This is a genomic window from Falsiroseomonas sp. HC035, assembly GCF_050563525.1.
GTDB lineage: Bacteria > Pseudomonadota > Alphaproteobacteria > Acetobacterales > Acetobacteraceae > Falsiroseomonas.
The window spans coordinates 48,824-74,643 of record NZ_JBNXUN010000017.1 but is presented as its reverse complement, the minus strand read 5'-3'; the positions used below and the strand labels follow the sequence as shown (position 1 = coordinate 74,643).

25 protein-coding genes are annotated in these 25,820 nt (G+C 70.0%); 12 read left to right on the top strand and 13 right to left on the bottom strand.

Annotated features, from left to right (window positions below; translation table 11 throughout):
- Positions 1 to 4: 4 nt before the first annotated feature.
- Positions 5 to 1,567 (bottom strand): M81 family metallopeptidase, encoded by a 1,563-nt coding sequence (locus tag ACLF3G_RS24540; RefSeq protein WP_430672025.1) that lies wholly within the window; start codon positions 1,565 to 1,567, stop codon positions 5 to 7.
- 100 nt (positions 1,568 to 1,667) lie between these two features.
- Between ACLF3G_RS24540 and ACLF3G_RS24535 the strand changes: the two genes are divergently transcribed.
- Together ACLF3G_RS24535 and ACLF3G_RS24530 are read left to right on the top strand one after the other, a co-directional pair.
- The gene (locus tag ACLF3G_RS24535; protein WP_430672024.1) at positions 1,668 to 4,481 is read left to right on the top strand and encodes a phosphoenolpyruvate carboxylase; all 2,814 of its coding nucleotides are present in this window, start codon (positions 1,668 to 1,670) and stop codon (positions 4,479 to 4,481) included.
- 49 nt (positions 4,482 to 4,530) lie between these two features.
- Positions 4,531 to 4,980, top strand: coding sequence for a DUF305 domain-containing protein (locus tag ACLF3G_RS24530; protein ID WP_430672023.1), 450 nt, complete (start codon positions 4,531 to 4,533; stop codon positions 4,978 to 4,980).
- 2 nt (positions 4,981 to 4,982) lie between these two features.
- Here the strand turns inward: ACLF3G_RS24530 and ACLF3G_RS24525 are convergent, their stop codons facing one another.
- Genes ACLF3G_RS24525 through ACLF3G_RS24500 form a run of 6 tightly spaced genes read right to left on the bottom strand, consistent with a single transcriptional unit; the run spans position 4,983 to position 9,076 of the window.
- Positions 4,983 to 5,363 carry a rhodanese-like domain-containing protein gene (locus ACLF3G_RS24525; protein WP_430672022.1) on the bottom strand — a complete coding sequence of 127 codons (381 nt, stop codon included), beginning with the start codon at positions 5,361 to 5,363 and terminating at the stop codon, positions 4,983 to 4,985.
- Between the two features lie 54 nt (positions 5,364 to 5,417).
- Entirely contained in the window at positions 5,418 to 5,822 is a 405-nt protein-coding gene (locus ACLF3G_RS24520) for a DUF3574 domain-containing protein (RefSeq protein WP_430672021.1), read from the bottom strand.
- A gap of 9 nt (positions 5,823 to 5,831) precedes the next feature.
- Complete coding sequence (locus ACLF3G_RS24515) at positions 5,832 to 6,983, bottom strand: MFS transporter (protein WP_430672020.1); 1,152 nt, start codon at positions 6,981 to 6,983, stop codon at positions 5,832 to 5,834.
- On the bottom strand, positions 6,980 to 7,330 hold the full coding sequence (locus ACLF3G_RS24510) for a DMT family transporter (protein WP_430672019.1): 351 nt from the start codon (positions 7,328 to 7,330) through the stop codon (positions 6,980 to 6,982). Before ACLF3G_RS24510 ends, ACLF3G_RS24515 begins: the two co-directional genes overlap by 4 nt.
- Positions 7,327 to 8,328, bottom strand: coding sequence for a glycosyltransferase family 2 protein (locus tag ACLF3G_RS24505; protein ID WP_430672018.1), 1,002 nt, complete (start codon positions 8,326 to 8,328; stop codon positions 7,327 to 7,329). Before ACLF3G_RS24505 ends, ACLF3G_RS24510 begins: the two co-directional genes overlap by 4 nt.
- Positions 8,329 to 8,341: 13 nt before the next feature.
- On the bottom strand, positions 8,342 to 9,076 hold the full coding sequence (locus ACLF3G_RS24500; RefSeq protein WP_430672017.1) for a class I SAM-dependent methyltransferase: 735 nt from the start codon (positions 9,074 to 9,076) through the stop codon (positions 8,342 to 8,344).
- Between the two features lie 359 nt (positions 9,077 to 9,435).
- Between ACLF3G_RS24500 and ACLF3G_RS24495 the strand changes: the two genes are divergently transcribed.
- Genes ACLF3G_RS24495 through ACLF3G_RS24475 form a run of 5 tightly spaced genes read left to right on the top strand, consistent with a single transcriptional unit; the run spans position 9,436 to position 14,581 of the window.
- Positions 9,436 to 11,037, top strand: coding sequence for a hypothetical protein (locus ACLF3G_RS24495; RefSeq protein WP_430672016.1), 1,602 nt, complete (start codon positions 9,436 to 9,438; stop codon positions 11,035 to 11,037).
- Positions 11,037 to 11,870, top strand: a complete 834-nt coding sequence (locus ACLF3G_RS24490; RefSeq protein WP_430672015.1) for an FAS1-like dehydratase domain-containing protein — start codon at positions 11,037 to 11,039, stop codon at positions 11,868 to 11,870. The genes ACLF3G_RS24495 and ACLF3G_RS24490 overlap by 1 nt, the downstream gene beginning before the upstream one ends.
- Positions 11,863 to 12,807 carry a DMT family transporter gene (locus tag ACLF3G_RS24485; protein ID WP_430672014.1) on the top strand — a complete coding sequence of 315 codons (945 nt, stop codon included), beginning with the start codon at positions 11,863 to 11,865 and terminating at the stop codon, positions 12,805 to 12,807. The genes ACLF3G_RS24490 and ACLF3G_RS24485 overlap by 8 nt, the downstream gene beginning before the upstream one ends.
- Positions 12,807 to 13,718, top strand: a complete 912-nt coding sequence (locus tag ACLF3G_RS24480) for a DMT family transporter (RefSeq protein WP_430672013.1) — start codon at positions 12,807 to 12,809, stop codon at positions 13,716 to 13,718. The genes ACLF3G_RS24485 and ACLF3G_RS24480 overlap by 1 nt, the downstream gene beginning before the upstream one ends.
- Complete coding sequence (locus ACLF3G_RS24475; RefSeq protein WP_430672012.1) at positions 13,715 to 14,581, top strand: MBL fold metallo-hydrolase; 867 nt, start codon at positions 13,715 to 13,717, stop codon at positions 14,579 to 14,581. The genes ACLF3G_RS24480 and ACLF3G_RS24475 overlap by 4 nt, the downstream gene beginning before the upstream one ends.
- A 1-nt stretch (position 14,582) precedes the next feature.
- Here the strand turns inward: ACLF3G_RS24475 and ACLF3G_RS24470 are convergent, their stop codons facing one another.
- Genes ACLF3G_RS24470 through ACLF3G_RS24450 form a run of 5 tightly spaced genes read right to left on the bottom strand, consistent with a single transcriptional unit; the run spans position 14,583 to position 20,193 of the window.
- Positions 14,583 to 15,260 (bottom strand): NUDIX hydrolase, encoded by a 678-nt coding sequence (locus tag ACLF3G_RS24470; protein ID WP_430672011.1) that lies wholly within the window; start codon positions 15,258 to 15,260, stop codon positions 14,583 to 14,585.
- The gene (locus ACLF3G_RS24465; RefSeq protein WP_430672010.1) at positions 15,253 to 16,062 is read right to left on the bottom strand and encodes a nitroreductase family protein; all 810 of its coding nucleotides are present in this window, start codon (positions 16,060 to 16,062) and stop codon (positions 15,253 to 15,255) included. Before ACLF3G_RS24465 ends, ACLF3G_RS24470 begins: the two co-directional genes overlap by 8 nt.
- A gap of 23 nt (positions 16,063 to 16,085) precedes the next feature.
- Positions 16,086 to 18,134, bottom strand: a complete 2,049-nt coding sequence (locus ACLF3G_RS24460) for an acetate--CoA ligase family protein (protein WP_430672009.1) — start codon at positions 18,132 to 18,134, stop codon at positions 16,086 to 16,088.
- Positions 18,131 to 19,282, bottom strand: a complete 1,152-nt coding sequence (locus ACLF3G_RS24455; protein WP_430672008.1) for an acyl-CoA dehydrogenase family protein — start codon at positions 19,280 to 19,282, stop codon at positions 18,131 to 18,133. The genes ACLF3G_RS24460 and ACLF3G_RS24455 overlap by 4 nt, the downstream gene beginning before the upstream one ends.
- Positions 19,282 to 20,193, bottom strand: a complete 912-nt coding sequence (locus ACLF3G_RS24450) for an SDR family oxidoreductase (RefSeq protein ID WP_430672007.1) — start codon at positions 20,191 to 20,193, stop codon at positions 19,282 to 19,284. The genes ACLF3G_RS24455 and ACLF3G_RS24450 overlap by 1 nt, the downstream gene beginning before the upstream one ends.
- A 126-nt stretch (positions 20,194 to 20,319) precedes the next feature.
- Between ACLF3G_RS24450 and ACLF3G_RS24445 the strand changes: the two genes are divergently transcribed.
- Genes ACLF3G_RS24445 through ACLF3G_RS24435 form a run of 3 tightly spaced genes read left to right on the top strand, consistent with a single transcriptional unit; the run spans position 20,320 to position 22,804 of the window.
- Positions 20,320 to 21,078, top strand: coding sequence for an ABC transporter ATP-binding protein (locus tag ACLF3G_RS24445; RefSeq protein WP_430672047.1), 759 nt, complete (start codon positions 20,320 to 20,322; stop codon positions 21,076 to 21,078).
- A complete protein-coding gene (locus ACLF3G_RS24440; protein WP_430672006.1) occupies positions 21,071 to 21,832 on the top strand; it encodes an ABC transporter permease in 762 nt (253 codons plus the stop codon). Before ACLF3G_RS24445 ends, ACLF3G_RS24440 begins: the two co-directional genes overlap by 8 nt.
- Positions 21,833 to 21,850: 18 nt before the next feature.
- Positions 21,851 to 22,804, top strand: a complete 954-nt coding sequence (locus ACLF3G_RS24435; protein ID WP_430672005.1) for an ABC transporter substrate-binding protein — start codon at positions 21,851 to 21,853, stop codon at positions 22,802 to 22,804.
- 38 nt (positions 22,805 to 22,842) lie between these two features.
- Here ACLF3G_RS24435 and ACLF3G_RS24430 read toward each other — a convergent pair whose 3' ends face one another.
- Complete coding sequence (locus tag ACLF3G_RS24430; RefSeq protein WP_430672004.1) at positions 22,843 to 23,730, bottom strand: alpha/beta fold hydrolase; 888 nt, start codon at positions 23,728 to 23,730, stop codon at positions 22,843 to 22,845.
- Between the two features lie 147 nt (positions 23,731 to 23,877).
- Between ACLF3G_RS24430 and ACLF3G_RS24425 the strand changes: the two genes are divergently transcribed.
- Positions 23,878 to 24,318: an SUF system Fe-S cluster assembly regulator gene (locus tag ACLF3G_RS24425; protein WP_430672003.1), complete on the top strand. Its 441-nt coding sequence runs from the start codon at positions 23,878 to 23,880 to the stop codon at positions 24,316 to 24,318.
- Between the two features lie 11 nt (positions 24,319 to 24,329).
- Positions 24,330 to 25,820 carry a Fe-S cluster assembly protein SufB gene (gene sufB, locus ACLF3G_RS24420; RefSeq protein ID WP_430672002.1) on the top strand — a complete coding sequence of 497 codons (1,491 nt, stop codon included), beginning with the start codon at positions 24,330 to 24,332 and terminating at the stop codon, positions 25,818 to 25,820.

The window sequence follows — 25,820 nt, the reverse complement described above, 5'->3', positions numbered from 1 at the left end:
CAGGCTATCCGCCGCGCACGGGCACATCCTCCGGGCGCGGCGGCATCCATTCCATGTCCGGGTCCAGTGGATGGATCGGCCGCGGCACCTGCCGCCACGGCACGCGGGCGAGCACTACCGTGGTCAGGCCTGGCACATCGACCTCGATGATGCGGTCGTTGGGGAAAATGTCGTCGAAGCCGGCACGGAAATGGCCGCGCGACTTCACCACCAGGCTCCGCGCCGCGCGCAGGTCGACGCCCAACATCTCCAGCATCGCCGGTTCCGCCAGCTGCTTGCGCTGCGTCACCACGGCGACGCGCAGCCCGCCGATGCGCAGCAGCGCGGTGGGGCCGAGCGGGACCTGTCGGCCGGCATAGATGCCGCGGCGACCGATGCAATCGCCCTCCGACAATGCCTCCACCACCGCCTCAGCCTCCAGCCGGTGTGACAGGGGGTGGGTCTCGTCCCGGTTGAAGCGGGCGGTGAAACGGGCGCCGACGCCGAGCGCATGCGCCTCCGCCGCCAGGGCCGGGTCGTTGTGCATGCCGAGCACGGCACCCTGCACGCCGGCCTTCAGGAAGCCGTCGAGAATATAGGTGGTGTTGCCGCGGCCGCCGCCGCCGGGATTGTCGGCGACATCGGCGAACAGCAGCGACGGCCTCGCCGGGTCGCGCCCGGCCGCCAGGGCCATCGCCGTCGCGTCGGACAGGCTGGTGAGGTCGGTGACCCAGCGATGTCGGCTGTCCCAGATCCAGCCGGCGATCTCCGCCACCACCGCCTGCGCCCGGGCGGCATCCGTGCGGGTGGTGACAATGACGGAGAGTCCGTTCTTCGGCGTATCGCCGAGGGAGAAGCCGGACAGGATGGAGACGTTCAGGACCTCGTGGTCCAGGAAGCGCTGGCCGTAGGCGATGGCGTCGGCATAGGGGCCGGCGGCGGTGTTCTGGCTCGTCGCCGGCGGGATGAAGGGCAGTTTCGCGAAGGCCATCCGTGGCCGCATCCCGCCGAGCATGGCGCGCATCACCCCGGCGCATTCGGCCCCGCGCTCGGCCATGTCGACGTGCGGGTTGGTCAGGAACGACGAAAACATGTCGGCGTGCTGGGTCATGCGCCAGGAGATGTTGCCGTGCAGGTCCAGCGTCGCCAGCACCGGCACGCCTGGCCCGACGACGCCGCGCACCAGCTCCAGCACCGTGCCGTCCGGGTCCGCATCCTCCGTCGCCGTGGCGGCGCCGTGCAGGGCCAGGAACACGCCATCCAGCGGCAGCGCCGCGCGCAGCAGCGCCTCCAGCCGCGCCAGGTAGTCCTGGAACACCGGCTGGTCGATGGGGCCGGAGGCGCCGGCGCCGGCGGCGATGGTACAGATCGGCTGCCAGGGGCGGCCGGCATCCATGGCCCGGATGAAGCCGGTCAGGCCGGTCGGTCCGCGCGGGGCAGGCAGGGCGAGGTCCGCGGCAAGCGCGTCGCCCTCCAGCCAGCAGGTCGCCTCGAACTCCGCACGGCTGGCGACAGGGGCGTGGCCGTTGCTTTCCAGCATGAAGCCGCCCAGCGCGATGCGGGGGCCGTTCGCGGCTGAGGCGGTCATGCACGAATCCCTTGATGGTCCGGCGCCAGCATGGGGCGGCGTGGGCGCATTGCAAAACTCTGCTGGCGCGGGCGCCCTTCGCAGATGCAGCATGGCCGGCATGAACGATGCCTCCCCCGCCGCGCCCGCGGCCGATGCCACCGGCGATACCATCGCCGACCTGATGCTGCGCTTGCGTGAGGCGCGGGAGGCGGCGGCGACAGATCCCTTCGGCGATCCCGTCCTGCTGATCGCACTGGCGATCAGCCGGCGGCTGGATGATGGAAGGCTGGATGCGGGGTCGGTGGCGGCGCTGATCGCGCGCATCGCCGACACGGCGGCAGGGGAGCGCGCGCGCCGGCTGGCCGCCTATGTCGGGCTAGACCGCGGTGCCGGAACCCTGGATGCGCTGGCGGCGCGGCTGGTGCGGCCGGACCCGCAGGACAGCCCGGTGCCCTTCGCGACCTATCGCCAGGTGGTGGAGCGGCCGCGCTTCGCCGCGGTGTTCACGGCGCACCCTACCTTCTCGCTGCCACCGGCCACCGGGGCCGCGGTTGCCGCCGCGGCCGCCGGCGCCGAATTTCCCGCCGGGCTTTCGCACCGCCCTGCGACGCCGACCTTGACCGAGGAATTTGTCCAGGCCGTCGCCGCCATCGAGCGCGGGCGGGATGCGCTGGACGCGCTGAACGGCGCGCTGCTGCGGGCGGCGCGCGGCGTCTGGGGGGATCGGTGGCAGGCGCTGCTGCCGGCGCCGGTGATCCTGTCGAGTTGGGTCGGCTACGACACGGATGGCCGCACCGATATCGGCTGGTGGGACACGATCGGGCTGCGCCTGACCATGAAGCGGCTGCAGTTGCAGCGGCTGGCCACGCAGCTTGCTGCCATCGGCGACTGCGCCGCGCCGGTCGCCGCCCGCGTCGCGCAGGCGGAATCAGCCGTGGCGCGGCAGTTGGAGGCGCTGCCGCAGCAGCCGGCGCCGGAGGCGGTGCAGGCCTTCGCCGCCGTGCTGGTGGGCCAGCGCGACGCGGCGCTGACCTCGCCGCGGCCGGTGCTCGACCTGTTCCCGGAGGCGATGGCGCGGGCGCCCGACGAGGCGGCGCGCCTGGCGCTCGCCGTGGCGCGGGCGGGGCTTGCGGCACATGGGCTGGCCCTGGCGCATACCCATACCCGCCTCAACGCCTCGCAGATCCACAATGCGCTGCGGCAGCGGCTGGGGCTGACGGCATCGCCCGACGACATGGCGAGCCGGCGCGGGCTGCTGGCGGCGATGAACGCGGCGCTGGCTGAGGTTGTGACACAGCCGGTGGATTTCGGCGCGCTGCTGGCCGAGCAGGCCTCCGCCGTGCGGCTGATGATGACCGTGGCGCAGATCACCAAGCATGTGGATGCCAGCCAGCCGGTGCGCTTCCTGATCGCGGAGACCGAAAGCGGCTACACGCTGCTCGGCGCCCTGTGGCTGGCGAAGCGGCTCGGCATCGACCGGCTGATCGAGATCTCGCCGCTGTTCGAGACGGCGGAGGCGCTGGAGCGTGGCGACAAGGTGGTTGAGGAGGCGCTTCGAAGCCCCTTCTTCCGCGACTATCTGCGCGGTCAGGGCCGGCTGTGCCTGCAGTTCGGCTATTCCGACTCCGGCCGCTACGTCGGCCAGCTTCCGGCCAGCTACCTGGCGGAGCGCCTGAAGCTGCGGCTGGCGGACCAGTTGAAGCGGCACGGCCTGTCCGACATCGAGCTGGTGCTGTTCGATACGCATGGTGAGAGCATCGGCCGCGGCGGGCATCCGGACAGCCTGGCGGACCGGCTGGACTACCTCTCGCCGCCGCAGGCGCGGGCGGCGTTGCAGAAGGCCGGGCTGCGGCTGCGGGAGGAAAGCAGCTTCCAGGGCGGCGACGGCTACCTGCTGTTCGGCACGCCGGACCTGGCGGCGGCAACGGTGGCCCGCATCGCTGAGCACGCCTTCGCCACGCCATCGGCCGAGCCCGACCCGATCTATGCCGAGAGCGACTACGGCGCCGATTTCTTCGCCACGATCCGGCGGGAGATGCAGGTGCTGGTGGAGGACCCCGGCTACGCCGCGCTGCTCGGCGCCTTCGGGCCAGGGCTGCTGGACCGTACCGGGTCACGGCCGGCGGCGCGGCAATCCGACATGGGCGGGCCGGCGCGGATCACGCATCCCTCCCAGCTTCGTGCCATCCCGAACAACGCGATCCTGCACCAGATGGGCTGGCTGGCGAACACGCTGCACGGCATGGGCGCCGCGGCCGCAGCCAACCCGGACGCCTTCGCGGACATGCTGGCGCGCAGCCCGCGCTTCGCTCGCGCGGTGGCGATGGCGGCGCGGGCGGCGGCGAGTTCGGATCTCGGCGTGCTGAGGGCCGGGGTGGATACGCTGGATCCCGGCCCCTGGCTCGACCGCGCAGGCGCAACGACGCGGCCGGGGCGGCGGGAGGAGTTGATGGATGTGGCGGCGGCGCTGGAGCGGCTGGACCTGTCATCCGCCGTGCGCCGCATGTTCCGCCGGCTGCAGGCCGACCACCTGGCGCTGCGCGCAGCCTGGCCGGATCTGCCGAGGATGCCGGACCGCCTGGTGCTGCTGCACGCGCTACGCCTGGCGCTGATCCATCGCATCTGGCTGCTGGCCGTGCAGATCCCGGAATTCAGCCCGCGCCACGGCGCGACGCGGGAGGCGCTGGTGCGCGGCATTCTGCAACTGGATGTGGAGCGCGCGCTGGCGCTGCTGGCCGAGGTCTTCCCGGCGCGGCCTGACCCGGCGACGGGGCTGGACTTCCACGAGCCGGCGCCGGGCCCCGGGGCGGAGGGCGGTGGCGCCTCCTACGCCGCCGAGCATGCGGCGCTGTTCAAGCCGATGGCGGGGTTCTTCCAACTGGTGCGGGAATGCTCGGCGGCGATCGTGCACGAGGTCGGCGCCTTCGGGTGAACCGGCTGCGCCGCAGCCCGTTGAGGCCGCGGCAGGAGGGGCGGCCGCGATGAGCTATCTCCGCTTCGGCGCGATGATCCTGACATCGACTGTGGTGATGTTCGGGTTGATGTACCTGAACACCTACGCCATGGACCACGTCACCTTCAGCGAGACGCGGGCCTGGATGGCGCTGGTGATGGGCGGCGCCATGGCCATCATCATGCTGGCGTTCATGTGGGGCATGTACCGCAACCTCGCCGCCAACATCGGCATCCTGCTGGGCGGCGCGCTGGTCTTCGCCGGCGCGCTATGGCTGGTGCGGAGCCAGGCGACGGTGGACGAGGTCGCCTGGCTGCGCGCGATGATCCCGCACCATTCCATTGCCATCCTGACCAGCGAGCGGGCCGATTTGCGCGACCCACGGGTGCGCCGCCTGGCCGACACCATCATCGAGACGCAGCGGCGCGAGATCGAGGAGATGCGGGCGCTGATTGCGGAGCTGGAAGCGCGTGGCTGAGGTCAGGCGTTCTCGACCTCGCCGCCGCCCTCGACCCAGTCCTTGAAGCCGCCGAGGTTGCGGACATCGGCATAGCCCATGTCTTTCAGCGTCTTGCCGGCCAGGGCGGAGCGGCCGCCGGAGGCGCAGTAGACAATGATGGTCTTGGCGCGGTCGAACGCGGCGTCATGCAACGGCGAGTCCGGGTCGGCGCGGAACTCCAACAGCCCGCGGGAGACGGCCAGCGCGCCCTTGGCCTTGCCGGAGGCCTTCACCTCCGCCGCGTCGCGTACATCCAGCAGCACGGTCTGCGGCTGGGCGGCGAGGGTCTGGGCCTCGGCGGCGGAAATCCGCGGCACGGCGGCGTTGGCAGTGGCGAGCATGTCCTTGACGGTGGTGGGCATGGGCTGGTCCTCCGTTGGTGTGGCGGAAGCCGACAGTAGCGCGTCCGCCGTGGGTCAAAAGCCCAGGCAGGCGGGCGCCGTGGTCACCATCACGCTTTCCTGTCCGAAGCGGGACCGGTAGGCGGCGATGACCGGGGCCAGGCGGGCGTGGGCCTGGGCGGCGTCGGTGCCGGGGATGGCCACCACCAGCAGCTTGCTCCGCTCCCGCGCCACGGTGCCGGTGCGGCCGCGCCACTGGCCGGCGGCGTCCAGCACGGTGAGGCCATCGGGAAAGGCGGGCGTTACCACCTCGTCCAGGAAGCGGGTCCAGGCCGCGTCCGTCACCACCTCCGCGCCGTTGGCGTTGCGGCCGAAATAGCCCTCCAGCCTCGTCGCGCTGGCGAGGCCGGGCGGGCAGGCGGGGGGCGTGGCGGCGCAGGCGGCAGCCAGCAGGACCAGGGGCAGGTAGACAAGGCGCATGCCCACAGCCTACGCCGACCGTGCCGCGATGCGCAGCAGGGCGAAGGCGCCGAGCACGCCGACCGCCGCGATCGAAAGCGCCGCCTCCGCCCCCAGGGTCAGCAGCAGCGGCGCGAAGGCGGCAGGCGCCACGGCCATTGCGGTGGTGACCGGGGCCATGACCCGGCCGGCGACGACGGCGTAGCCATCCGTGCCGTGCAGCTCGATCAGGCAGGCCGGGCGCATCACGCTCATCAAGCCGGAGGCCAGGCCGTAGGCGAGCACGAAGACCGGTGCGGCGTAGACAATCCCCATCGGCACGACCAGCGGCAGCAGCAGCGCCAGCGGCATCAGCAGCAGGGCGGCGGAACAGACCGTCATCGCACGCAGCTTCGCGCCACCCAGCACATCCAGCGCCCGCGCGGCCACCTGCGCCGGCCCGACCAGCGCTGCCCACCAGATGGCGCTGGCGCGGTCGAGGCCCAGCGACTCCACCAGCAGCACCATGTTGGCCAGGATGGCGCTGCCGATCAGCACCTGGAGCGTGAATGCGGCCGACAGCCACCGCAGCCGCGGCGGCAGCTTCTGGGAGGGTGGCCGGGCCGGGCGCGGGCCACGCGGCTGGGCGGGGATGCAGAACAGGTGCAGCGGCAAAGCCACCAGGAGGTGGATGCCGGCGGAGGCCAGCACCGCGCCGCGCCAGCCATACGCCGCCTCCAGCGCCGCCAGCCCCGGCCAGGCGACGGCCGAGGCCATGCCGGACGCCAGCGCGAGCAACCCGAGGCGGCGACGCGCGCGGTCCGCGCCCATCGCGGCGAGGGCGGCGTTGGCGGCCTCGGTCAGGGCCAGGGCGCCGGCCACGCCCATGATCAGGCAGGCGACCAGCGCCTGGATCGCGGTGTGCGAGAAGGCCAGCAGCACCAGCCCCGCGGCGAATGCGGCGGACCCTGTCGCCATGGCGGGCCGCGCCCCGTGCCGGTCGATTGCCCGCCCGACCATCGGCGCCAGCAACCCGGCCAGGCCGAGCAGGATGGCGATGCCCGCGAAGCTGGTGCCGGGCGCCAGGCGCAGGTCGCGCTCCATCGCCGGGCCCAACACGCCGGGCAGGAAATAGGCGGTGCCCCAGCCGAGGATCTGCGTCGCGCCCAGCACCGCGACGACGACCCCGGGCGGCAGGATCACGCCGTGGTGGCCAGCAGCACCACCCCTGCCGAGATCAGGCCGATCGCCATGATCTTCGCGAGACCCAGGCTTTCGCCGAACATGCCCCAGCCGATCAGCGCGATGACGACATAGCTCGCCGCCGTGCAGGGCAGCGCGACGCTCATCGGGATCTTCCTCAGCGCGATGATGTAGAGCAGCGCCGCGCCGCCGTAGCAGCCGAGGCCGACGATGGTCTGCCAGCGGAAGAGTTGGTCGATGAACCCCGCCTCCGCCGCGACGGAACCGGAGGCGCCCGCCTTCAGCAGGATCTGCCCGACCAGGGAGGTGGTGATGGCCGCGGCCAGGGTGGCCCAGGCGGCGATCATGACCTTCGGCCTTCTGATGTCACGATATCCCGCACCACGCCCTGCGGCTTGCCGTTGGCCGAGAGGAAGGCGCGGCCGACGTATTCACCGAGCACGCCGAGGATCAGGAACTGCACGCCCGCGACCAGCAGCGTGACCGTCATCATCGAGGCCCAGCCAGAGGGGGTCTCGCCGCTCAACCCCTCGAACATCACGTAGCCGGCGGCGAAGATGCCCATGACGCCCATCACCGCCCCGGCCAGGATCGCCAGGCGCAGCGGCAGGACCGAGAAGTTGGTGGCGAGGTTCAGCCACAGCAGCACCAGGCGCTTCAGCGTGTAGTTGGAACGGCCCTCCGCGCGCGGCAGGTGCTTCACCTCGATGCTGTCGAGGCGCTGCGTCACCTGCATCAGCAGGCCGTCGACGTAAGGGTAGGGGCCGCTGTACTTCGCGACCTCCCGCACCGCCAGCGCGCTCATGCAGCGGAAGGAGGACAGGTACAGCCCCTTCGGCTTGTCCAGCAGCATGTCCGCCACGCCATTGGCGAAGCGGCTGCCGAGGTTGCGCCAGCCGTCGTGTTCCTTCACCGCGTAGCGTGTATAGACCACGTCCCAGCCGCCGAGGCGGGCGTGGTCGTACAGCCGCAGCACTTCCTCGGGCGGGTTCTGCAGATCGTCGTCCATGGTGATGACGAAGGCGCCGCGGGCCTGGCGCAGGCCGGACATGACCGCGTTGTGCTCGCCGAAATTCCGCGCATGCTCGATGTAGACCAGCGGCACGGTGGCGGTGGCGGCGAGCGCGCGGCAGACCTCGGCGGAATTGTCCGGGCTGCCGTCGTTCACCAGGATGATCTCGAGCCCGCCAGCCGGGCGGAGCACGGACAGCGCCTCGACCAGCGCGCCGACGGTGGCGGCGCCGCGATAGACGGGTACGACGATGGACAGGCCCACCGGCGTGTCGACCGGCGTGTCGGCCGGCGTCACGGAGAGCCCCTCGGCGGCGGGCAGGGCGTCGGTCACTTCGTGTTCTCCGTCAGGGCCGCGTGGCGATGACGAGGACGGAGCCACCGCCGGGCATCGGGATGCCGGAGGTGCCGATCCGCCGCTCGATCTCCGAGACGGCATGCAGGGTGGTGTCGATCCAGGGCGGGAAGCTGGTCACGTCGCTCGGCGCATCCGGGTTTCGGTGCAGCACCTTGCGTTGCAGCGCCATCAGCGGCAGCAGCAGGCCGTTCCAGTAGTTCGTGGCGATGGCCTGGAAGCCGGCCGCTTCCAGCAACGCGCGGGCGCTGGCGGCGGTGTAGCGGCGGGCGGTGTGCACGCGGGTATCATGCGCGCTGCGCAGCCATTCATAGGCCGGAAGGTTGAGGATCACCGTGCCACCGGGGCGCAGCACGCGGTGCAGTTCGGCCATGCCGCGCGCAGGGTCGACGCCGGCATGGCAGATGACGTCGATGCTGACGGCGGCGCCGAAGCTGGCATCCTCGAAGGGCAGGGTGTTGGCGTCGCCGGCGGCGACCGGCCAGCCGGATTTCCGGGCGGCGCGGTCGGCGGCTTCGGGATTGTATTCCAGGCCCATGGCCGGGCGGTCCGGCACCTGCTGCGCCAGGCGTTGCAGGAAGCCGCCGGTGCCGCAGCCGGCATCCAGCACCGGGCCAGGGGCACCGGGGCGGGCGCGCAGCGCATCGAGCACCCGGGCATGGGCGGCACGATACCACCACATGCCGTCCTCGGCGGCGTCCATCAGGGCGTATTCTGCGGGTTCCACGCAGCCCTTGTGACGGGCAAGCGCGGCGGCCGCAAGGCGGCCTCGCGGCGGGCGTGAGGCAGCCGCGCCTGCCGGCGCACGGGACAGCCGCGCCTGCCGGCGTACGGGACAGCCGCGCCTGCCGGCGTACGGGACAGCCGCGCCTGCCGGCGCACGGGACAGCCGCGCCTGCCGGCGTACGAGACAGCCGCGCCTGCCGGCGTACGGGACAGCCGCGCCTGCCGGCGTACGGGACAGCCGCGCCTGCCGGCGTACGAGACAGCCGCGCCTGCCGGCGCGAGGCAGCCATGCCGCATGGGCGCCGCAATGCGGTTGCACCATTCGCCCTGCGCGCCGAGGATGCCGCCCACCAGGCCCCGATGATGACCCCGAACCCCCAGAGCCGTCCGGTACCCGCCGAGATCCAGGCCGCCCCACACCCGTTCAGCCCGGCCGAGCCGAGGGTGCGGGCCCGCCTGCTGCGCGCGCTCGCCCTGCTGCCGGCGCTGGGCTTCGTGCTGATGGTCCTGGCGCCACCGCTCAATCACGACGTCGCCGCCATCCTGAACTTCGCCACGCGATGGGTGGGCGGGGAGGCGCTGTTCCGCGACCTGATCGACGTCAATCCGCCGCTGATCTTCGTCCTCACCGCCGTCCCGGCGCTGATCGACCGCTTCACGCCGCTGGACCCGGTGCAGTCCTGGCTGCTGTGCGTGCTGGCGTGCTGCGCGCTGTCCTGGCGCTTCTGCCTGCGGCTGCGGGAAGGCTGGGACGAGGGCGTTGTGGAACGCGCGGTGCTGGATGCGCTGATCCCGCTGGTCATCGTCATGGTCGCCTACGATGTCGGCCAGCGCGAGCATCTGATGGGACTGTTCGCGCTGCCCTACGCGTTGCTCGCGGCTCGGCGGGCGGAGGCGATGGCGACGCCGCGCGGCCTTGCCATCGCGGTCACGGTCGCGGCCGCGCTGGCCTTCGCGCTGAAGCCGCATTTCCTGGCGGTACCGGCGCTGGTCGAGGCGCTGGTGCTGCTGCGACGTGGTCCGGCGGCGGCCCTGCGGGACCGGCTGCCCTGGCTGATGGCCGGCATCTGGCTGATGTACCTGGCCAGCCTGCCGGTGTTCTTCCCGGACTACCTCGGCTTTGTCGTGCCGCTGGTGGTGGATTTCTACCTGTCCAATGGCGGCATTGGCTTGTTCGACGTGCTGCTGACCAACCAGCTCGGCCCGGCACTGTTCGCGCTGGCCGCGGCGCTGGCGCTGCTGGCATGGCCGGGTGCGGGGCCACGGGCGTGGATGCTGGGTTGCGTCGGCGTCGGCAGCTTCCTGTCCGCCTGGGTGCAGCACAAGGGCTGGTCCTACCACGTGGTGCCGATGGCCATGGCGACGGCGCTGATGGCGGGATGGGTGGCGGCGCGCTGGGTGGACCGCAACCTGCCGGCCGGACGGGCGCAGGCGGCGGCGCCGGGGCTGGCGCTGGCGGTGGTGGTGGCATTGTCCGTGGTGCATCTGCGCGGCGAAAGTCCGTGGCGGCAGATCTGGTACGGCGCGCTGGCGGAAGGCCGGCTGACCGCGGCGCTGAAGCGGGAGGTTGCGGGGGAACGCCTGCTGGTGCTCTCGCCGGACATCTATCCGGTCTATCCGGCGCTGAACTACGCCCGCGCCCGGTCCACCCTGCGGACCATGAACCTGTGGGTGCTGATCGGCGCCTACCAGGGGTGCCCCGAGGGCGTGCCGCGCTACCGCGAGCCGTCCGAGATGTCGCGGCCGGAATTCCTGGTATATCGGACGGTGGCGGAGGATTTCGCCCGTGCGCCGCCGGGCGGCGTGCTGGTCGCCAAGAACTCCGGCATCGCGCGCTGCGGGGCGGAGGATTTCGACCCGATCGCCTATTTCTCCCGCCACCCGGCCTTCGCCGAGACGTGGCGGCACTACACGCGGGTGGTGCACATGGACACCTACCGCCTTTACCTGCGCGAGGACTGATGTCGCACGAAGACTATGTCGGCCGTACCGAAACCCGCGAGGACCGCATCGACCCGCGCCTGCTGCGTGGCCTGGCGGCCACCCTGGGCCGGAAGGTGCCTACCGAACTGCCGCCGCTGTGGCACTGGATGCTGTTCCAGGACTGGGTGATGCCGGAGGGGATCGGGCCGGACGGCCACCCGAAACGCGGCGGCTTCCTGCCGCCGGTGCACGACCTGCCGCGCCGCATGTGGGCCGGCGGGCGGCTGCGCTTCCATCCGGTGGCGCTGCATGCGGATGACGAGGTGACACGCACCAGCACCATCCTGAAGGTGGAGGAGAAAGCCGGCGGATCGGGCCGGCTGGTCTTCGTCACCGTGGGGCACCTGCTGCACGGCCCGGCGGGCCTGGCGCTGGAGGAGGAGCAGGACATCGTCTATCGCGGGGCGGAGGGCAGCGCGGTAAAGCCTGGCGCGGCGGCGCCGGACTGGCCCGATGCGACCACCGTCACGGTGCTGCCGGATGCGGTGATGCTGTTCCGATATTCGGCGCTGACCGGCAACGGCCACCGAATCCACTATGACCATCCCTACGTCACGGGTGTGGAGGGCTATCCCGGCCTGGTTGTGCATGGCCCCTTGCAGGCGACGCTGATGGCGCAGCACGCGCTGGACAGCGCCTCCGGGAAGCGCCTGCACCGCTTCGCCTTCCGCGGCCGCCGCCCCGCCTTCGACGGCCGCGCGCTGACGGTGCTCGGCCGGGTGCAGGGCGAGCAGGTGATGCTCGAGACGCGCGACGACACCGGCGCCACCTGCATGCAGGCCGAGGCGGAACTGGCCGACGCAGTTGGCTGACCGACAACCCGCCGCGACGGCGGGGCGCGTCCTGCTGTCGCGGCTGCCCCTGGCGCAGGACACGCTGCGCGGCATCGGCATCATCGTCGCCGGCTATACGGTGATTTCGGCCGCGGATGCCGCGGTGAAGTGGGCGCTGCCGGAGGTTGGCGTTGCCGTCGCCATGATCTGGCGCGGCGTCTTCGGCATGCTGGCGATCGCGCTGCTGGTGCGCGGGCGCGGGCTGGCGCCGGTACGCAAGCCGCTGCTGGCGCTGCGGTCCTCGATGCACTGCATCGTCACGGTGGCGTTCTACCTGGCCTGGTTCAATGCGTTTCCGCTCGGGGCCTCCTACGCCGTGAATGCGGCGGCGCCGCTGATCATGACCGTGCTGGCGATTCCGCTGCTCGGGGAGAAGGTGGGCTGGCGGCGCTGGACGAGCACCTGCGTCGGCTTCGCCGGGGTGATGATCATCCTGCAACCCGGTGGCGAGTTGTGGCGGTGGGAGGCGGCGATGCTGCTGGCAGGTGCCGCGACGCTCGGGCTGACGCGGATCTGGACGCGGGTGCTGGCGGCGACCGACACGCCGCAGGCCATCGCTTTCTGGCTGCTGGCGGCGCATGTGCCGGTGGGGCTGCTGCTGCTGCCGGTGTTCCCGCCGCTCGGCCCGCTGGTGCCGCGGTGGGAGGTCTTTGTCTGCCTCGCCTTCCTCGGCATGGCGAATGGCTGCGCGCATTTGCTGTTCTCCCGCGCCTTCGCTATCGCGCCGGTGTCCGTGCTGGCGCCTTATGAATACACCACGTTGTTGTGGGGCGGGGTGCTGGGCTTCCTGATCTGGGCGGAGGTGCCGGCCTGGAACACCGTGGCGGGCGCCGTCGTCGTCATCGCGGCAGGGCTGTACAACCTGCACCGGGAACAGGTGCGGCGGCGCGAGGATCGCGCGGCGGGGCTTCGATAGTGGCCCTCAGGCACGACCCGAAGCGCGGCATGACCTTCATGCTGCTGGCCTGCGCGCTGTTCGCGGCGATGAGCGTGCTGGTGAAGGAACTCGGCGGGCGCATTCCCTTCACCGAAATCATGTTCTTTCGCAGCGCCTTCGCCCTGCCGGTTGTGATGATCATCGTCCTGCGCCTCACCGGGCTGCGCGGCGATGTCGCCGGCGTGCTGAGGACCAAGCGCTTCCCCGCGCATGTGCTGCGGGCGATGACGGGCACGGCGGCGCAGGCCTGTTCCTTCTACGCGCTGACGCTGCTGCCGCTGGCCGAGCATACCGCCCTGACCAACACCACGCCGCTGTTCGTCACGCTGCTGTCGATTCCGCTGCTGGGCGAGAAGGTCGGCATCCATCGGGGGGGCGCGGTGCTGGTGGGCTTCCTCGGCATCCTTGTCATCGCGCTGGGGCAGGGCGCCTTCACCGGGGATTTCGGCGGCGCGGCGCGCTGGGGAATGATTGCGGCGGTGGCGCATGGGATGTTCTCGGCGGGCACCACGATGCTGGTGCGGACGCTGTCGGGCAGCGAATCCTCGGCTACGATCGTGCTGTGGCAATCGCTGCTGATGACCTTCTTCACCCTGTTCGCCATGCCTTTTGCCTGGGTCTGGCCGGGGCCGTCCGACCTGGTGTTGCTGGTCCTGATCGGGCTGATCGGCGGCGCCGCCCAGGTGCTGTTGACGGAGGCCTGGGCCAGCGCGCAGGTGTCGTTCCTCGCACCCTATTCCTATTCGTCGCTGCTATGGGCGGTGCTGTTCGGATGGGCGGCCTTCGGCGACGTGCCGGGCGTCTCGACGCTGGGCGGCGCGGCGTTGATCGTGGTGGCGAGCCTGTACATCATGCGGCGCGAAATCCTGCTGGGGCGCAAGAAGCGATGAGCATTCCTTTCCTGCGCGAGGACGCGCTGCCGGTGGGCGTGGTGCAGCAGGTGGCGCCGGGCGTGCGCCGCATCCTGTGCGGCAATCCGGGGCCCTTCACCTGGCGCGGCACCAACACCTACCTGATAGGGCAGGGCCGTGTGGCGGTGCTGGACCCGGGGCCGGAGGATGCGGCGCATCTGGAGGCCATCCTGCGCGCCACGGCCGGCGAGGCGATCAGCCACATCCTGGTCAGCCACACGCATCGTGACCATTCGCCGGGCGTTGCGGCCTTGCAGGACGCGACAGGTGCGCCAAGCCACGGCTTCGGCCCGCACATGACCCCGCCGGACCAGGGCGGCGAGGGCGGCGACCACGGCTTCTCCCCGGATGTGACGCTGGCGGATGGCGCGGTGCTGGAGGAGTTCGGCCTGCACGCCATCCATACGCCCGGCCACTGCGCCAACCATCTGTGCCTGGCTCGGGAGGACGGCGTGATGTTCAGCGCCGACCATGTGATGAGCTGGTCGACAACCGTGGTCAGCCCGCCCGATGGCGACATGGCGGCCTATATGGAATCCCTGGCCAAGCTGGCGCAGCGGGAGGCGCATCTGTACCTGCCCGGCCACGGCCCGCCCTTGCCGAACCCGGCGCCCTTCGTCGCGGCTCTGGCGGCGCATCGTCTCGAACGCGAGGCGAAGGTGCTGGATGCGCTGCGTGCGGCGCGACGCGCGACGGCGCTGGACCTGGTGCCGGCGGTCTATGGCCCGGTGCTGGAGATGAAGCTGGTGCCGGCCGCGGCGCGCAGCCTGCTGGCGCATCTCATCAAGCTTGAGGCCGAGGGCGCGGCGGCGCGGGACGGGGAGGCGTTCGAGCCGCGCTGAGCTACTCGTCGCTCATCCGGTTGTCGTTGCCGCGATAGACGATTTTGGGCCGCGCCGCGCGCTGGTCCGGCGGCACCGTCAGCCACTCGGAAAACTCGTTCAGGATCATCGCGGTGATGTCGGCGAGCTTTGCCGCGCGCGCATCCGACAGCCTGTACCAGGCCAGGCCCTCCAGCTCGCCGGACCCACCTATCTCGCCGCGCACGGATTCGGCAGGCGCAATCAGGAAGCGGGCATCGAAGCGCATGCTGCGGCGGGTGGGCGTCACGGCGCGGCACAGGTAGTCGAGCGGCGCGAGGTCCGCGAGCAGGCGTTCGCCTTGCCGGTCGCCGAGCAGCAGGCCGGTTTCCTCGAACAACTCGCGCACGGCCGCAACGCCGAGAGCACGGGCGAGGGAGGGTGGCGCGCGATGGCCGAGCAGGGCCAGCGTCTCCGGCTTCAATTCGGACAGCACGCGCACGCGGTGGTCGCCGCGATCGACGCGGCCGCCCGGGAAGACCAGCACGCTCGGCATGAATTTGTGCTTGGCGTGGCGCATGCCCATCAGGATCTCGGGCTCGCCGGACCCTTGCCGCCAGACGATCAGGCTGGCGGCATGGCGCGGCTTTACCGCGCGCTTGCGCGGTGCCGGGACCAGGTCTCCGGTGCCGCCGGGGTTGTCGGCGGTTGCGTCAGCCAAGGTGGATGTCCTGGCTGGCGAGCCATTCGCGGAAATTCGCACGCTCCGGCACCGAAAGCTGGCGCGCGGCGTTGTCCGACCAGGTGCAGCCTTCCGGCTTCGGGCCGTGCACGTTCGGATAGCGCGGCTTGCCAGGCGGGCGGAGCGCGTCATAGGGGGGCAGGGCGGCGGCGAGGCCGCTGTCGTCGTAGGTCTCGCGGTGCACGACGACCGAGGGCGGCAGGCGCGGCGAGATCTCGTTGCGCGCGGCGGGAAAGCCGAGGGTCAGGCCGGCGAGCGGGAACACCCCTTCCGGCAGGCCGAACAGCTTCTGCACAAGATCGAGGTTGTTGCGGACATAGGAGATCGGGCAGGTGCCGAGGCCCACCGCCTCCGCCGCCATGACGCAGAAGCCGAGCGCCAGTGCCGCGTCGGCGGAGGCGTTCAGGAAGGTGTCGATGCTGTCATTGGCGTGGACGCGGCCGTGCTGCGCGCAGACCTGGCGGCCGCGGCGGATGTCGCCGCAAAACAGCAGCAGGATGGGTGCTTCCTTGATCCAGGGCATGGTGCCGATGGCATCCGCCACGGCGCAGATCTTCGCCGGGTCGCGTGTGACAAGGATGGAGTATTGCTGCAGGTCGGACTTCGCGGGCGCCGATTGCGCGCCGGCCAGCACCGCGTCCAGCAGCGCATCCGGCACCGGGTCCGGGCGGTAGCGGCGGGTCACGCGGCGGTCGAGCAGCATGGCGAGGCCGGCCGGGATTTCGGGCGGCGAGAAGGGCAGCGCGCCGTAGCGGGCGCGGATCAGGGCTTCGGCATCCATGGGGCGGCAGCCTGCCACGCGGTTCAGCCTCGCACCACCCAGGCATCGGCGACGGTCACGCCCTCGCCGGGGCGGCCGACGATCAGCGGGTTGATCTCCGCCTCCGCGATGCCGGTCAGGCGGGAGACGGCGACGACGGCAGCGGCCAGCGCCTCCAGGTCCCCTTTCGGCAGGTTGCGCCAGCCAGTCAGCGGCTTCAGGGCGCGGACCTCGGCGATCATCGCATGCGCCTCCGCCAGGTCCACCGGCGCCAGGCGAAGCGCCACGTCGCGATGCAGTTCGGACAGCACGCCGCCGGCGCCGAGCAGCACCACCGGGCCGACTTCGGGGTCCTGCCGGAAGCCGAGGATCGCCTCCGCCAGCCCCTTCGCCATCGGCTGCACCAGCAGGCCTGTGATGCGGGCGCCGGGTGCTGCGGCGGAGACGCGGGCGCGCATGGCGGCGGCGGCCTCACGCAGCGCAGCCTCGTCCGGGATGTTCAGGGCGACGCCGCCGACCTCCGTCTTGTGGGCGAGGTCGGGCGAGAGGATCTTCAGGGCAACGGGGTAGCGTAGCCCGTCCGGTGGCTTGTCCTGCATGATGGCGAAGGGGGAGGCGAGGCCGAGGGCGGCGAAGACCTCCCGTGCATCGGCCTCGTCGGGATAGTCGGGAAGCGCGATCGTGGGCGGCGTGGCGGGCTGGATCTCGCGCGGGGCCTGCCAGTTGCAGAAGGCGTTGATGCAGTCGGCCGCGGATTCGGCGGTGCGGAAGGCGGCGATGCCGGATTCCGCCAGCAGGCGAAGGGATGCCTCCGCCTGCGGGGCGAGGAAGGCGGCGACGGGCTTTCCTGGTGCCTTCGCGCCCTCGACGATGCCGCCAACGGCGTCTTTTGGTCGGAATTGCGCGGAACTGCCGACGACGGCCAGCACCAGGTCGGTGTCCTCCGCCGCCCGTAGCGCATCGAGTGCCGCCATGACACGATCGGGCCGCGTACCGGCCAGCGTCATGTCGAGCAGGCGCGAATGGGCGTTGAGGCTGGCGGCCTCCAGCTTCGCGGCGGCGGCCGCATCCGGCTTGCGCGCCTCGATGCCCAGCACGCCGAGCGCATCGACGGCAAGCGCGCCGCCGCCGCCCGTCGTCGTCATCACGCTGACCGCGCGGTGGGTGTGGGCCGGTGGGCGGCGGCCGGCGACCAGCAGCGGCAGTTCCAGCAGCGCCTCCAGCATCGTCACGCGCAGGATGCCATGGGCACGGAAGAACGCCTCCGCCGCTGCATCGCTGCCGGCGAGCGCGCCGGTGTGGCTGGTGGCGAGCTCGGCGCCGAAGGGGCTGCGGCCGAGTTTCAGCGCAACGATGGGTTTGCCGAGGTCGCGCGCCTTGCGGGCGGCGGTGGCGAGTTGCTCCGGCGCGCGGATCGCCTCCAGGAACAGCGCGACGACATCGACCTGCGGGTCGTCGAGCAGCAGGGAAGAAATTTCGCCCGCCGTCAGGTCGGCCTCGTTACCGGTGCCGATGAGGTGGGAAAAGCCCAGGCCGCGCGCCGCGCCGCGCGACAGCAGCGCGCCCATCATGGAGCCGGATTGCGAGACCAGCGCGACGCGGCCGGGCGGCAGCGCATCGGCTTCCAGTGCGGCGTTGGTGGTCAGCGCGGTGCGGGCGTGCGAGTTGACGATGCCCATGGAATTGGGGCCGAGCAGGCGGACGCCACCGGCCTGGGCGGCGGCGAGCACGCGCGCCTGCAGGGCAGCGCCCTGCGGCCCGGCTTCGGCGAAGCCATCGGCCAGGATGCAGGCGACAGGGATGCCGCGCGCCGCAACAGCCGTGACCTGCGCCTCGACGTTATCGGTGCCGAGCAGGATGTAGGCGAAGTCGATCTCGCCGGGGATGTCGGCGAGGGTGGCGTAGGCACGCTCGCCCAGCACCTCCGCCGCGCGCGGATTCACCGGGAACAGCTCGCCCGCAAAGCCGTGGCGGCGCAGGTAGCGCTGTGGGCGGGCGGTCAGGCGCTGCTCGTCGGCGGAGGCGCCGATGAGGGCGATGCGGCGCGGGTTCAGCAGCGCCTGGTTCAGTAGCGTTGGGGTGAGCGATGTCACTTGGGTGGCCGCTGGGAGAAGCTGCGGCCGAAGACACCCTCCGCGATGCGGTTCTTCATCATCTCGAGGCTGCCGCCGGCAATCATCCAGCCGCGCGTCTTGCGGACGCAGTATTCGATGAGAAGGTCCTGGCTGTAGCCGGTGCCGCCCATGATCTGCATGGATTCGTTGGAGGCCATCCAGCCGGCCTGGTTGCAGGCGTATTTCGCCAATGCCACGTCCTGCGGATCCGGCAGCCCGTCCTTGGCGCGGACCGCGGCGCGGTACAGCAGGAGCTGCGCGCTATCGAGCGCCACGCGCATTTCCGCGAACTTCCATTGCAGGCCCTGGAATTCCATCAGCGCGCGGCCGAACTGCTTGCGCTGTTCGGCATGCGCCTTGGCCTGGCGGAAGCAATATTCCCCCAGCGCCAATGCGCGGGTCGTGTTGCCGGCGCGTTCCACGTTGAAGCCGGCGATCTGCTTGCGGAAGCCGCCCTCGCCCAGCAGCACGTTTTCCGCCGGGATGAAGACGTTGTCGAAATACAGCGCGCACCAGGTCTCGCCGTTCATGTAGCGGCTGGGTTGGCCGAGTCGGAAGCCATCCATGCCGCGCTCGACGATGACGCTGCCGATGCCGTTCACGCCCGGTCCGAAGCGGCAGTAGATGACGAAGACGCCGGCATCTTCCGTGTTGGAGGTGAACACCTTGCCACCGTTGAGGCGGAAGCCGTTGCCGTCCTTCGTGCAGGTGGTCTTCAAATCGGTCAGCGCGCTGCCGGCATCGGGCTCGGTCATGCCGACGGCGGCGATGGTTTCGCCCTTCAGCAGCGGCGTGAAGTATTTCTCCTTCTGCCCCGGCGTCGCATATTCGGCGAAGGTACGAAAAGCGCCGAAATTGCCGGCCTGGAGCACGTCGGCGCTGCGTGGGCAGACATAGGCGATCTGTTCCATCGCCAGCACCGCGTCGAACAGTGTGCCGCCCTGGCCGCCGTCTTCCTCCGGCACCATGATGCCGAACAGGCCGTTCTCGGCCATCAGCCTGGCGACGTCCCAGGGAAAGCGCTCGTCATGCGCGCGCGGCAGGGCGTCCTTCGCCAGGTGCGCTTCCGCGAAGCGGCGCACGCTGTCCTGGAAGGCGACCTGTTCCTCGGTGAGGGAGAAATCCATCAGATCGGGTCCCAACCGAAGACGTCGCCGCTGCGATCCAGCGGCTGGAAGCTGGCGCGGAAGGCGGGGAGTGCGGTCTCGGCGATGGATTCCGGCGTCCAGCCCTCCCCGCGATGGGCGCTGCGGATCGGGCGCGGGTGGCTGAACAGGAACAGCTCATTGTGCCGGGCCGCGAAAATCTGGCCGGTGACGTCCTTCGCGGCGTCGCTGGCGAGGAAAACCGCGAGCGGCGCGTTCTTCTCCGGCGTCATCTGCTGCATCCGCGCGACGCGGGCCTTCTCGGCGTCCGTAGTCGCGGGGATCGAACTCGTCATGCGCGACCAGGCGAAGGGCGCGATGCAGTTGGAGCGCACGCCGAAGCGCTGCATGTCGAGCGCGATGGACTTGGAAAGCGCTGCCACGCCCAGCTTGGCAGCAGAGTAGTTCGCCTGGCCGAAATTGCCGATGAGGCCGGAGGTCGAGGTCATGTGCACATAGGCGCCGCTGCCTTGCTTCCGGAAATGTTCCGCGGCCGCGCGGCTGACGAAGAAGGACCCGTTGAGGTGGACGCCGACGACGGTCAGCCATTCCTCAGGCGACATCTTGTGGAAAATCTGATCCCGGAGAATGCCGGCATTGTTCACGACGATGTCGATGTGGCCGTAGGTGTCCACCGCCTGCGCCACGATGCGCTGGGCGCTAGACCAGTCCGCCACGCTGTCCGTGTTCACCACCGCCTGGCCGCCGCGCTGCGCGATGATGGCGACGGTCTGCTCACCGGGGGTTGCGCTGGTCGGGCCCTCGCCGGTCAGGCTGGCGCCAATGTCGTTGACCACGACGGAGGCACCGGCCAGCGCCATGGCCAGCGCGATCTCCCGCCCGATGCCGCCACCGGCCCCGGTGACGACGGCAACCTTGCCCTCGAGCATCATCTTCCTGCCTCCCGCTTGCGCATCTGCGTTCTAATGCGGTGCGATGGCAGCGTGAAGCCGGGTTGCCGCATCCTGTCATGCGCCTAGACTGATGCGGGAGTGCAAGGGGGACGCAGATTGGCCTTCGTGGAGCTGGACGGCGTCGGCATGACCTTTCGTGGCCGCACCGGGGCCTACGAGGCGGTGCGGGACTTCAACCTGGAGTTGGCGGAGGGCGAGTTCTTCTGCCTGCTCGGCACCTCCGGCTGTGGCAAGACCACGGTGATGAACATGCTGGCCGGCTTCGACGCGCCGACCTCCGGCCGCATCACGCTGGAAGGTCGCCCGGTGCGCGGGCCCGGTGCGGATCGGGGCGTTGTCTTCCAGGGGCATGACAGCCTGTATGACTGGCTGACGGCGCGCGACAACATCGCCTTCGGCCTGCGGCTGCGAGGCATGGGGCGGCGCGAGCGGCGCGAGGTGGCGGACCGCTTCCTGAACATGGTGGGGCTGACGGGGCAGGGCTCGAAGCATCCCTCTGAATTGTCGGGAGGCATGAAGCAGCGCATCCAGATCGCGCGTGCGCTGGCGAATGATCCGCACATGCTGCTGATGGATGAGCCCTTCGGCGCGCTGGATGCGATGACGCGCGCGGTGCTGCAGACCGAGCTTTCGCGGATCTGGTCGGAGAACCGCAAGACAGTTTTGTTCATCACGCACGACATCGAGGAGGCCTGCGCCCTGGCGACGCGGGTCGGGGTGATGAAGCGGGGGCCGGGCGGGACGCTGAAGGCGGTGGTGCCAGTCGACCTGCCGTATCCGCGAGACCGTACCTCGGACGCCTTCATGGCCAGCTTCCGGCAGGTGCACGCGCTGATCCATGAGGAGATCCATCCCCATGCATAGCCGCACCGCCACGGTCGCCGGCTACATCGTCGGCTTCGCGCTGCTGTTCCTGATCTGGCACCTGGCTTCCGTCTTCCTGGTGCGGTCGGTGCTGTTTCCCTCACCGATCCCGGTCTTCGAGCGCGGCTGGGTGCTGATCGAGGATGCACTGCTGCAGGAGGCCATCGTCGCCTCCATGCGGCGCATCATCCAGGGCTTCCTGCTGGGCAGCGCCATCGGCATCCCCATCGGGCTCGCCATCGGCAGCTTCCGGCCAGTGCGGCTGCTGCTGGAGCCGTGGACGGAGTTCTTCCGCTTCATCCCGGCGGTCGCAATGATCACCGTCTCCGTCATCTGGTTCGGCATCGGGGAGGAGAGCAAGATCTTCCTGATTGCGTATACCACCGTCTTCGTCGTGGTGATCGCGACCGCAGCAGGCGTCGGCGCGGTTGGGCGGGACAAGATCCGCGCGGCGCAATGCCTCGGAGCCAGCCGGTTGCAGGTGTTCGCGCTGGTCGCGCTGCCGGCGACGGTACCCTACATCCTGACGGGCATGCGGCTCGCCATGGCGAACGCCTTCGTCACCATCGTGGCGGCGGAACTGGTGGCCTCCAATGACGGGCTTGGCAAGATGCTGTGGGATGCGCGCCTGTTCATGCAGGTGGAGGACATCTTCGTCGCGCTGATCTCGCTCGGCCTGCTCGGTTTCGCGACCGACCGGGTGTTTCGGCTGTTGATTCGCGCCTTCGCCGGGCGCTTCAATCCGACCATGTGACAAACAGGGAGAACAAACATGCTTCGTCGTAACCTGCTGGCTGCCGGGGCCACCGTGCTCGCAGCGCCCGCCTTCGCGCAGAACGCGCCGATCAAGATGACCATCGCCACTGGCGTCGACCCCTCCTTTGCGCCCTACTATGTGGCGCGGGAGGGTGGGTTCTTCACGCGCAACGGGCTGGACTGCACCGTGAATACCGGGCCGTCGGGATCCGCGATGGTGGCCTTCCTGATCGGCAACCAGATCAATTCCGCCTATGGCGCCGAACAGGCCGGCGTGTCCGCACACCTGGTCGACCCGAACGTGGTGGCGGTGGCGGAGGGCACGGCGCTGCTGCGCTGGATCAGCGTGCTCGGCCGCAACATCGAGAACATGGAAGGTCTGAAGGGCAAGAAGGTCGGCGTCGCCCGCGGCACCGGCAGCGAGACCTTCTGGCTGTCCGTTGTCGCCAAGCTGAACCTGAACCCTGCGGATTATACGATCGTCAACGTTGAGGCGCCGGAGATGGTGGCGGCGCTGGAGCGTGGCAACATCGATGCCTTCGCGGTGTGGGAGCCTTGGCCGACGCGCGCCATGCGTGCCATCCCGAATACCAAGATCCTCGTCTCCAACGAACAGATCCAGATCGTCCGCAACTTCGTCTACATGAACAAGGCCTGGGCGCAGTCCAACGCCGAAGCGACGACGCGGCTCATGCGGTCCCTGGTCCAGGCGCAGGAATACATCGCGAGCAACCCGACCGAGGCGGCGGCGCAGGTGGCGCGCTTCCTGCGGCAGGACCGCGCCTTCATCGCCGAGCTGATGACGAAGGTGGAGTACAAGATGAACCTGACGCCGGACAGCGTCGGCAACATCCAGCTCGCCATCGACCAGCTGCGCGGCATGAACCGGCTGTCGAAGGAAGTGACGCCGGCGGAGGTAATCTGGAAGGATCCGCTGGCTGCCGCCGCGCCGGGGCGCGTGATGATCTGAGCGAAGCGGAGGGGGCCCGTGCCCCCTCCGGCTGCTGGCTACTTCTCGGCGGCGGCGATGATCCCGCCGGCAAGGCTGGCCGGGATGCGGTTGGTCCAGCGGCCGCAATCCACCTGCGTGACGAAGTCCAGAACGGCCCGGTTGAAGGCGTCTGGGTCTTCCAGGTTCATGGTGTGCCCGCATTTCGGCATCACCAGCAGCGCGCTGCTCTTGATCGTGCGCTTCAGGTAGATGGATGCCTCCAGCGTCGGGTCGTCCTCGTCGCCGGCTATCACCAGCGTCGGCACCGTCATGGCGCGGAACTGGGCCTCCAGGTCGAACAGGCTGGGCCTGCGGCGCTGCACGCCATTCATCGTCAGGGCGGAGCCCTCGGTGCTGTGCTCGCAGAGCTGCTGCTGGAACTCGGCGTAGCCGCGCGGGTCCTTCTCCTCGAACACCAGGCGGGTTGGGCCGCGGCTGTAGGTCAGGCCGAACTTGTCCATGCCCTCGGCGCGAATGCGGGCGATGGCGGCGTCGGTCTCGGCATGGAACTGCGCGGTTTTGCCGGGGGCGGCGCCGTAGCCGACGCCGGCGGCGACCAGGCTGCGGGCCAGGCCGGCGTGGCGCAGGCCCAGGTGCAGCGTGGCGAAGCCGCCCATGGACAGGCCGACGACATGGCTCGGGCCGAGACCCAGGCCCTGGATGACGGCGGCGATGTCGTCCGTCGCGCGGTCCTGGCTGTACTTTGCGGGGTCACTCGGGACGTCCGAGGGCGGATAGCCGCGGGCGGCATAGGCGATGCAGCGGTAGCGGCGAGAAAAGAAGCGCAGCTGCGGCTCCCAGGCCCGGTGGTCGCCGGCATATTCGTGGACGAACACCATGGGCGTGCCGGACCCGGCTTCCTCGTAGTGCAGGGTCACCCCATCATCGGTGCGCAAGGTCGGCATGGATTGTTCCCGGTGTGGTTTGCAGGATCGTGCCGCCCGAATCCCGCCGCGGCAAGCCGCCCGGCGCCTTGACACTTCAGGGGGGCAGGCGCATCTGCAATCCGGACCTTGCTGGTCCCCTATCCAGGGCAAGGGAGCGTTTTCCGCGTGTTGCGGGTTTCGAAATTCACCGATTACGCCGTGGTGGTGCTGTCCCGGCTGGAGGCGGAAGGCGGGGTGCAGACCGCGCCTGGCCTCGCCGCCGGCACCGGCATCGCCGAGCCCACGGTGGCCAAGGTGCTGAAGATGCTGGCGCAGGCCGGGCTGGTGGAAGGCCTGCGGGGTGCCCGCGGCGGCTACCGCCTGCTGCGGCCGCTGGACAGCCTGGGCCTATCCGAGGTGATCGTGGCGATGGATGGGCCGATCGCCCTCACCGCCTGCGTCGATGGCGGTTTCGGACTGTGCGAGGCAGAGAATACCTGCCCCGTTCGTGGCCGCTGGGATCCGGTGAATGCCGCAATCCGCGGTGCGCTTTCCGCGATCATGGTCAGCGAGATCGCCTCTCCGCTTCCGGCCCGTCGTGCCGTGCCTGTCCTCGTCGCCGAGTAGGATATACCAAGATGGCAGCCGTTACCGAAACCATCGAAGCCGTTCAGGCCGTCGCGGACTCCGGCTACAAGTGGGGTTTCGAGACCGATATCGAGATGGACTTCGCGCCGAAGGGGCTGAACGAGGACATCGTTCGCTTCATCAGCGCGAAGAAGAAGGAGCCCGCCTGGCTGCTGGAATGGCGGCTGAAGGCGTATCGTCATTGGCTGACCATGGACGTGCCGCACTGGGCCGCCGTCAGCCATCCGCCGATCGACTTCCAGGACGCGTTCTACTACGCGGCGCCGAAGCAGGGGCCGAAGTCGCTGGACGAGGTCGATCCGGAGCTGCTGAAGACCTACGCCAAGCTCGGCATTCCGCTCAAGGAGCAGGCGATCCTCGCGGGTGTCGAGGGCGCGGGTGATACGCCGGCGGAGGGACGGATGCCGGTTGCCGTCGATGCGGTGTTCGACAGCGTCTCCGTCGCAACCTCGTACAAGGAGCGGCTGGCGAAGGACGGGATCGTGTTCTGCGCGATCAGCGAGGCGGTGCATGCGCATCCGGAGCTGATCAAGCAGTACCTCGGCTCCGTCGTGCCGCAGGGCGACAACTACTATGCGGCGCTGAACAGCGCGGTCTTCACGGATGGCAGCTTTGTCTACATCCCGAAGGGCGTGCGCTGCCCGATGGAGCTGTCTACCTACTTCCGCATCAATGCGAAGAGCACCGGGCAATTCGAGCGCACGCTGATCATCGCCGACGAGGGCAGCACGGTCTCCTACCTCGAGGGCTGCACGGCACCGATGCGGGACGAAAACCAGCTGCATGCGGCGGTGGTCGAGCTGGTGGCGCTCGATGACGCCAGCATCAAGTACAGCACGGTGCAGAACTGGTACCCCGGCGATGCCGAGGGCAAGGGCGGCATCTACAACTTCGTCACCAAGCGGGCGGCCTGCCGTGGCAAGCGCAGCAAGGTATCCTGGACGCAGGTGGAGACCGGTTCGGCCATCACCTGGAAATATCCATCCTGCCTGCTGATTGGCGATGACAGCGTCGGCGAGTTCTATTCGGTGGCGATCACCAACAACCGCCAGCAGGCGGATACCGGCACCAAGATGTTCCACATCGGCGCGCGCACGCGCAGCACGATCGTGAGCAAGGGCATCTCCGCCGGGCATGGCCAGAACACCTATCGCGGCCTGGTGAAGATCAGCCCGAAGGCGTCCGGCGCGCGCAACTTCACGCAGTGCGACTCGCTTCTCATCGGTGACCAGTGCGGGGCGCATACCGTGCCCTACATCGAGAATCGCTGCATGACGGCGAAGGTGGAGCATGAGGCGACGACCAGCCGGATCGCGGAGGACCAGCTGTTCTACTGCCGGTCCCGCGGCCTGACGCAGGAAGACGCTGTCGGCATGATCGTCAACGGCTTCTGCCGCGAGGTGCTGAAGGAGTTGCCGATGGAATTCGCGGTGGAAGCTCAGAAGCTGCTGCAGATCAGCCTTGAAGGATCGGTGGGTTAA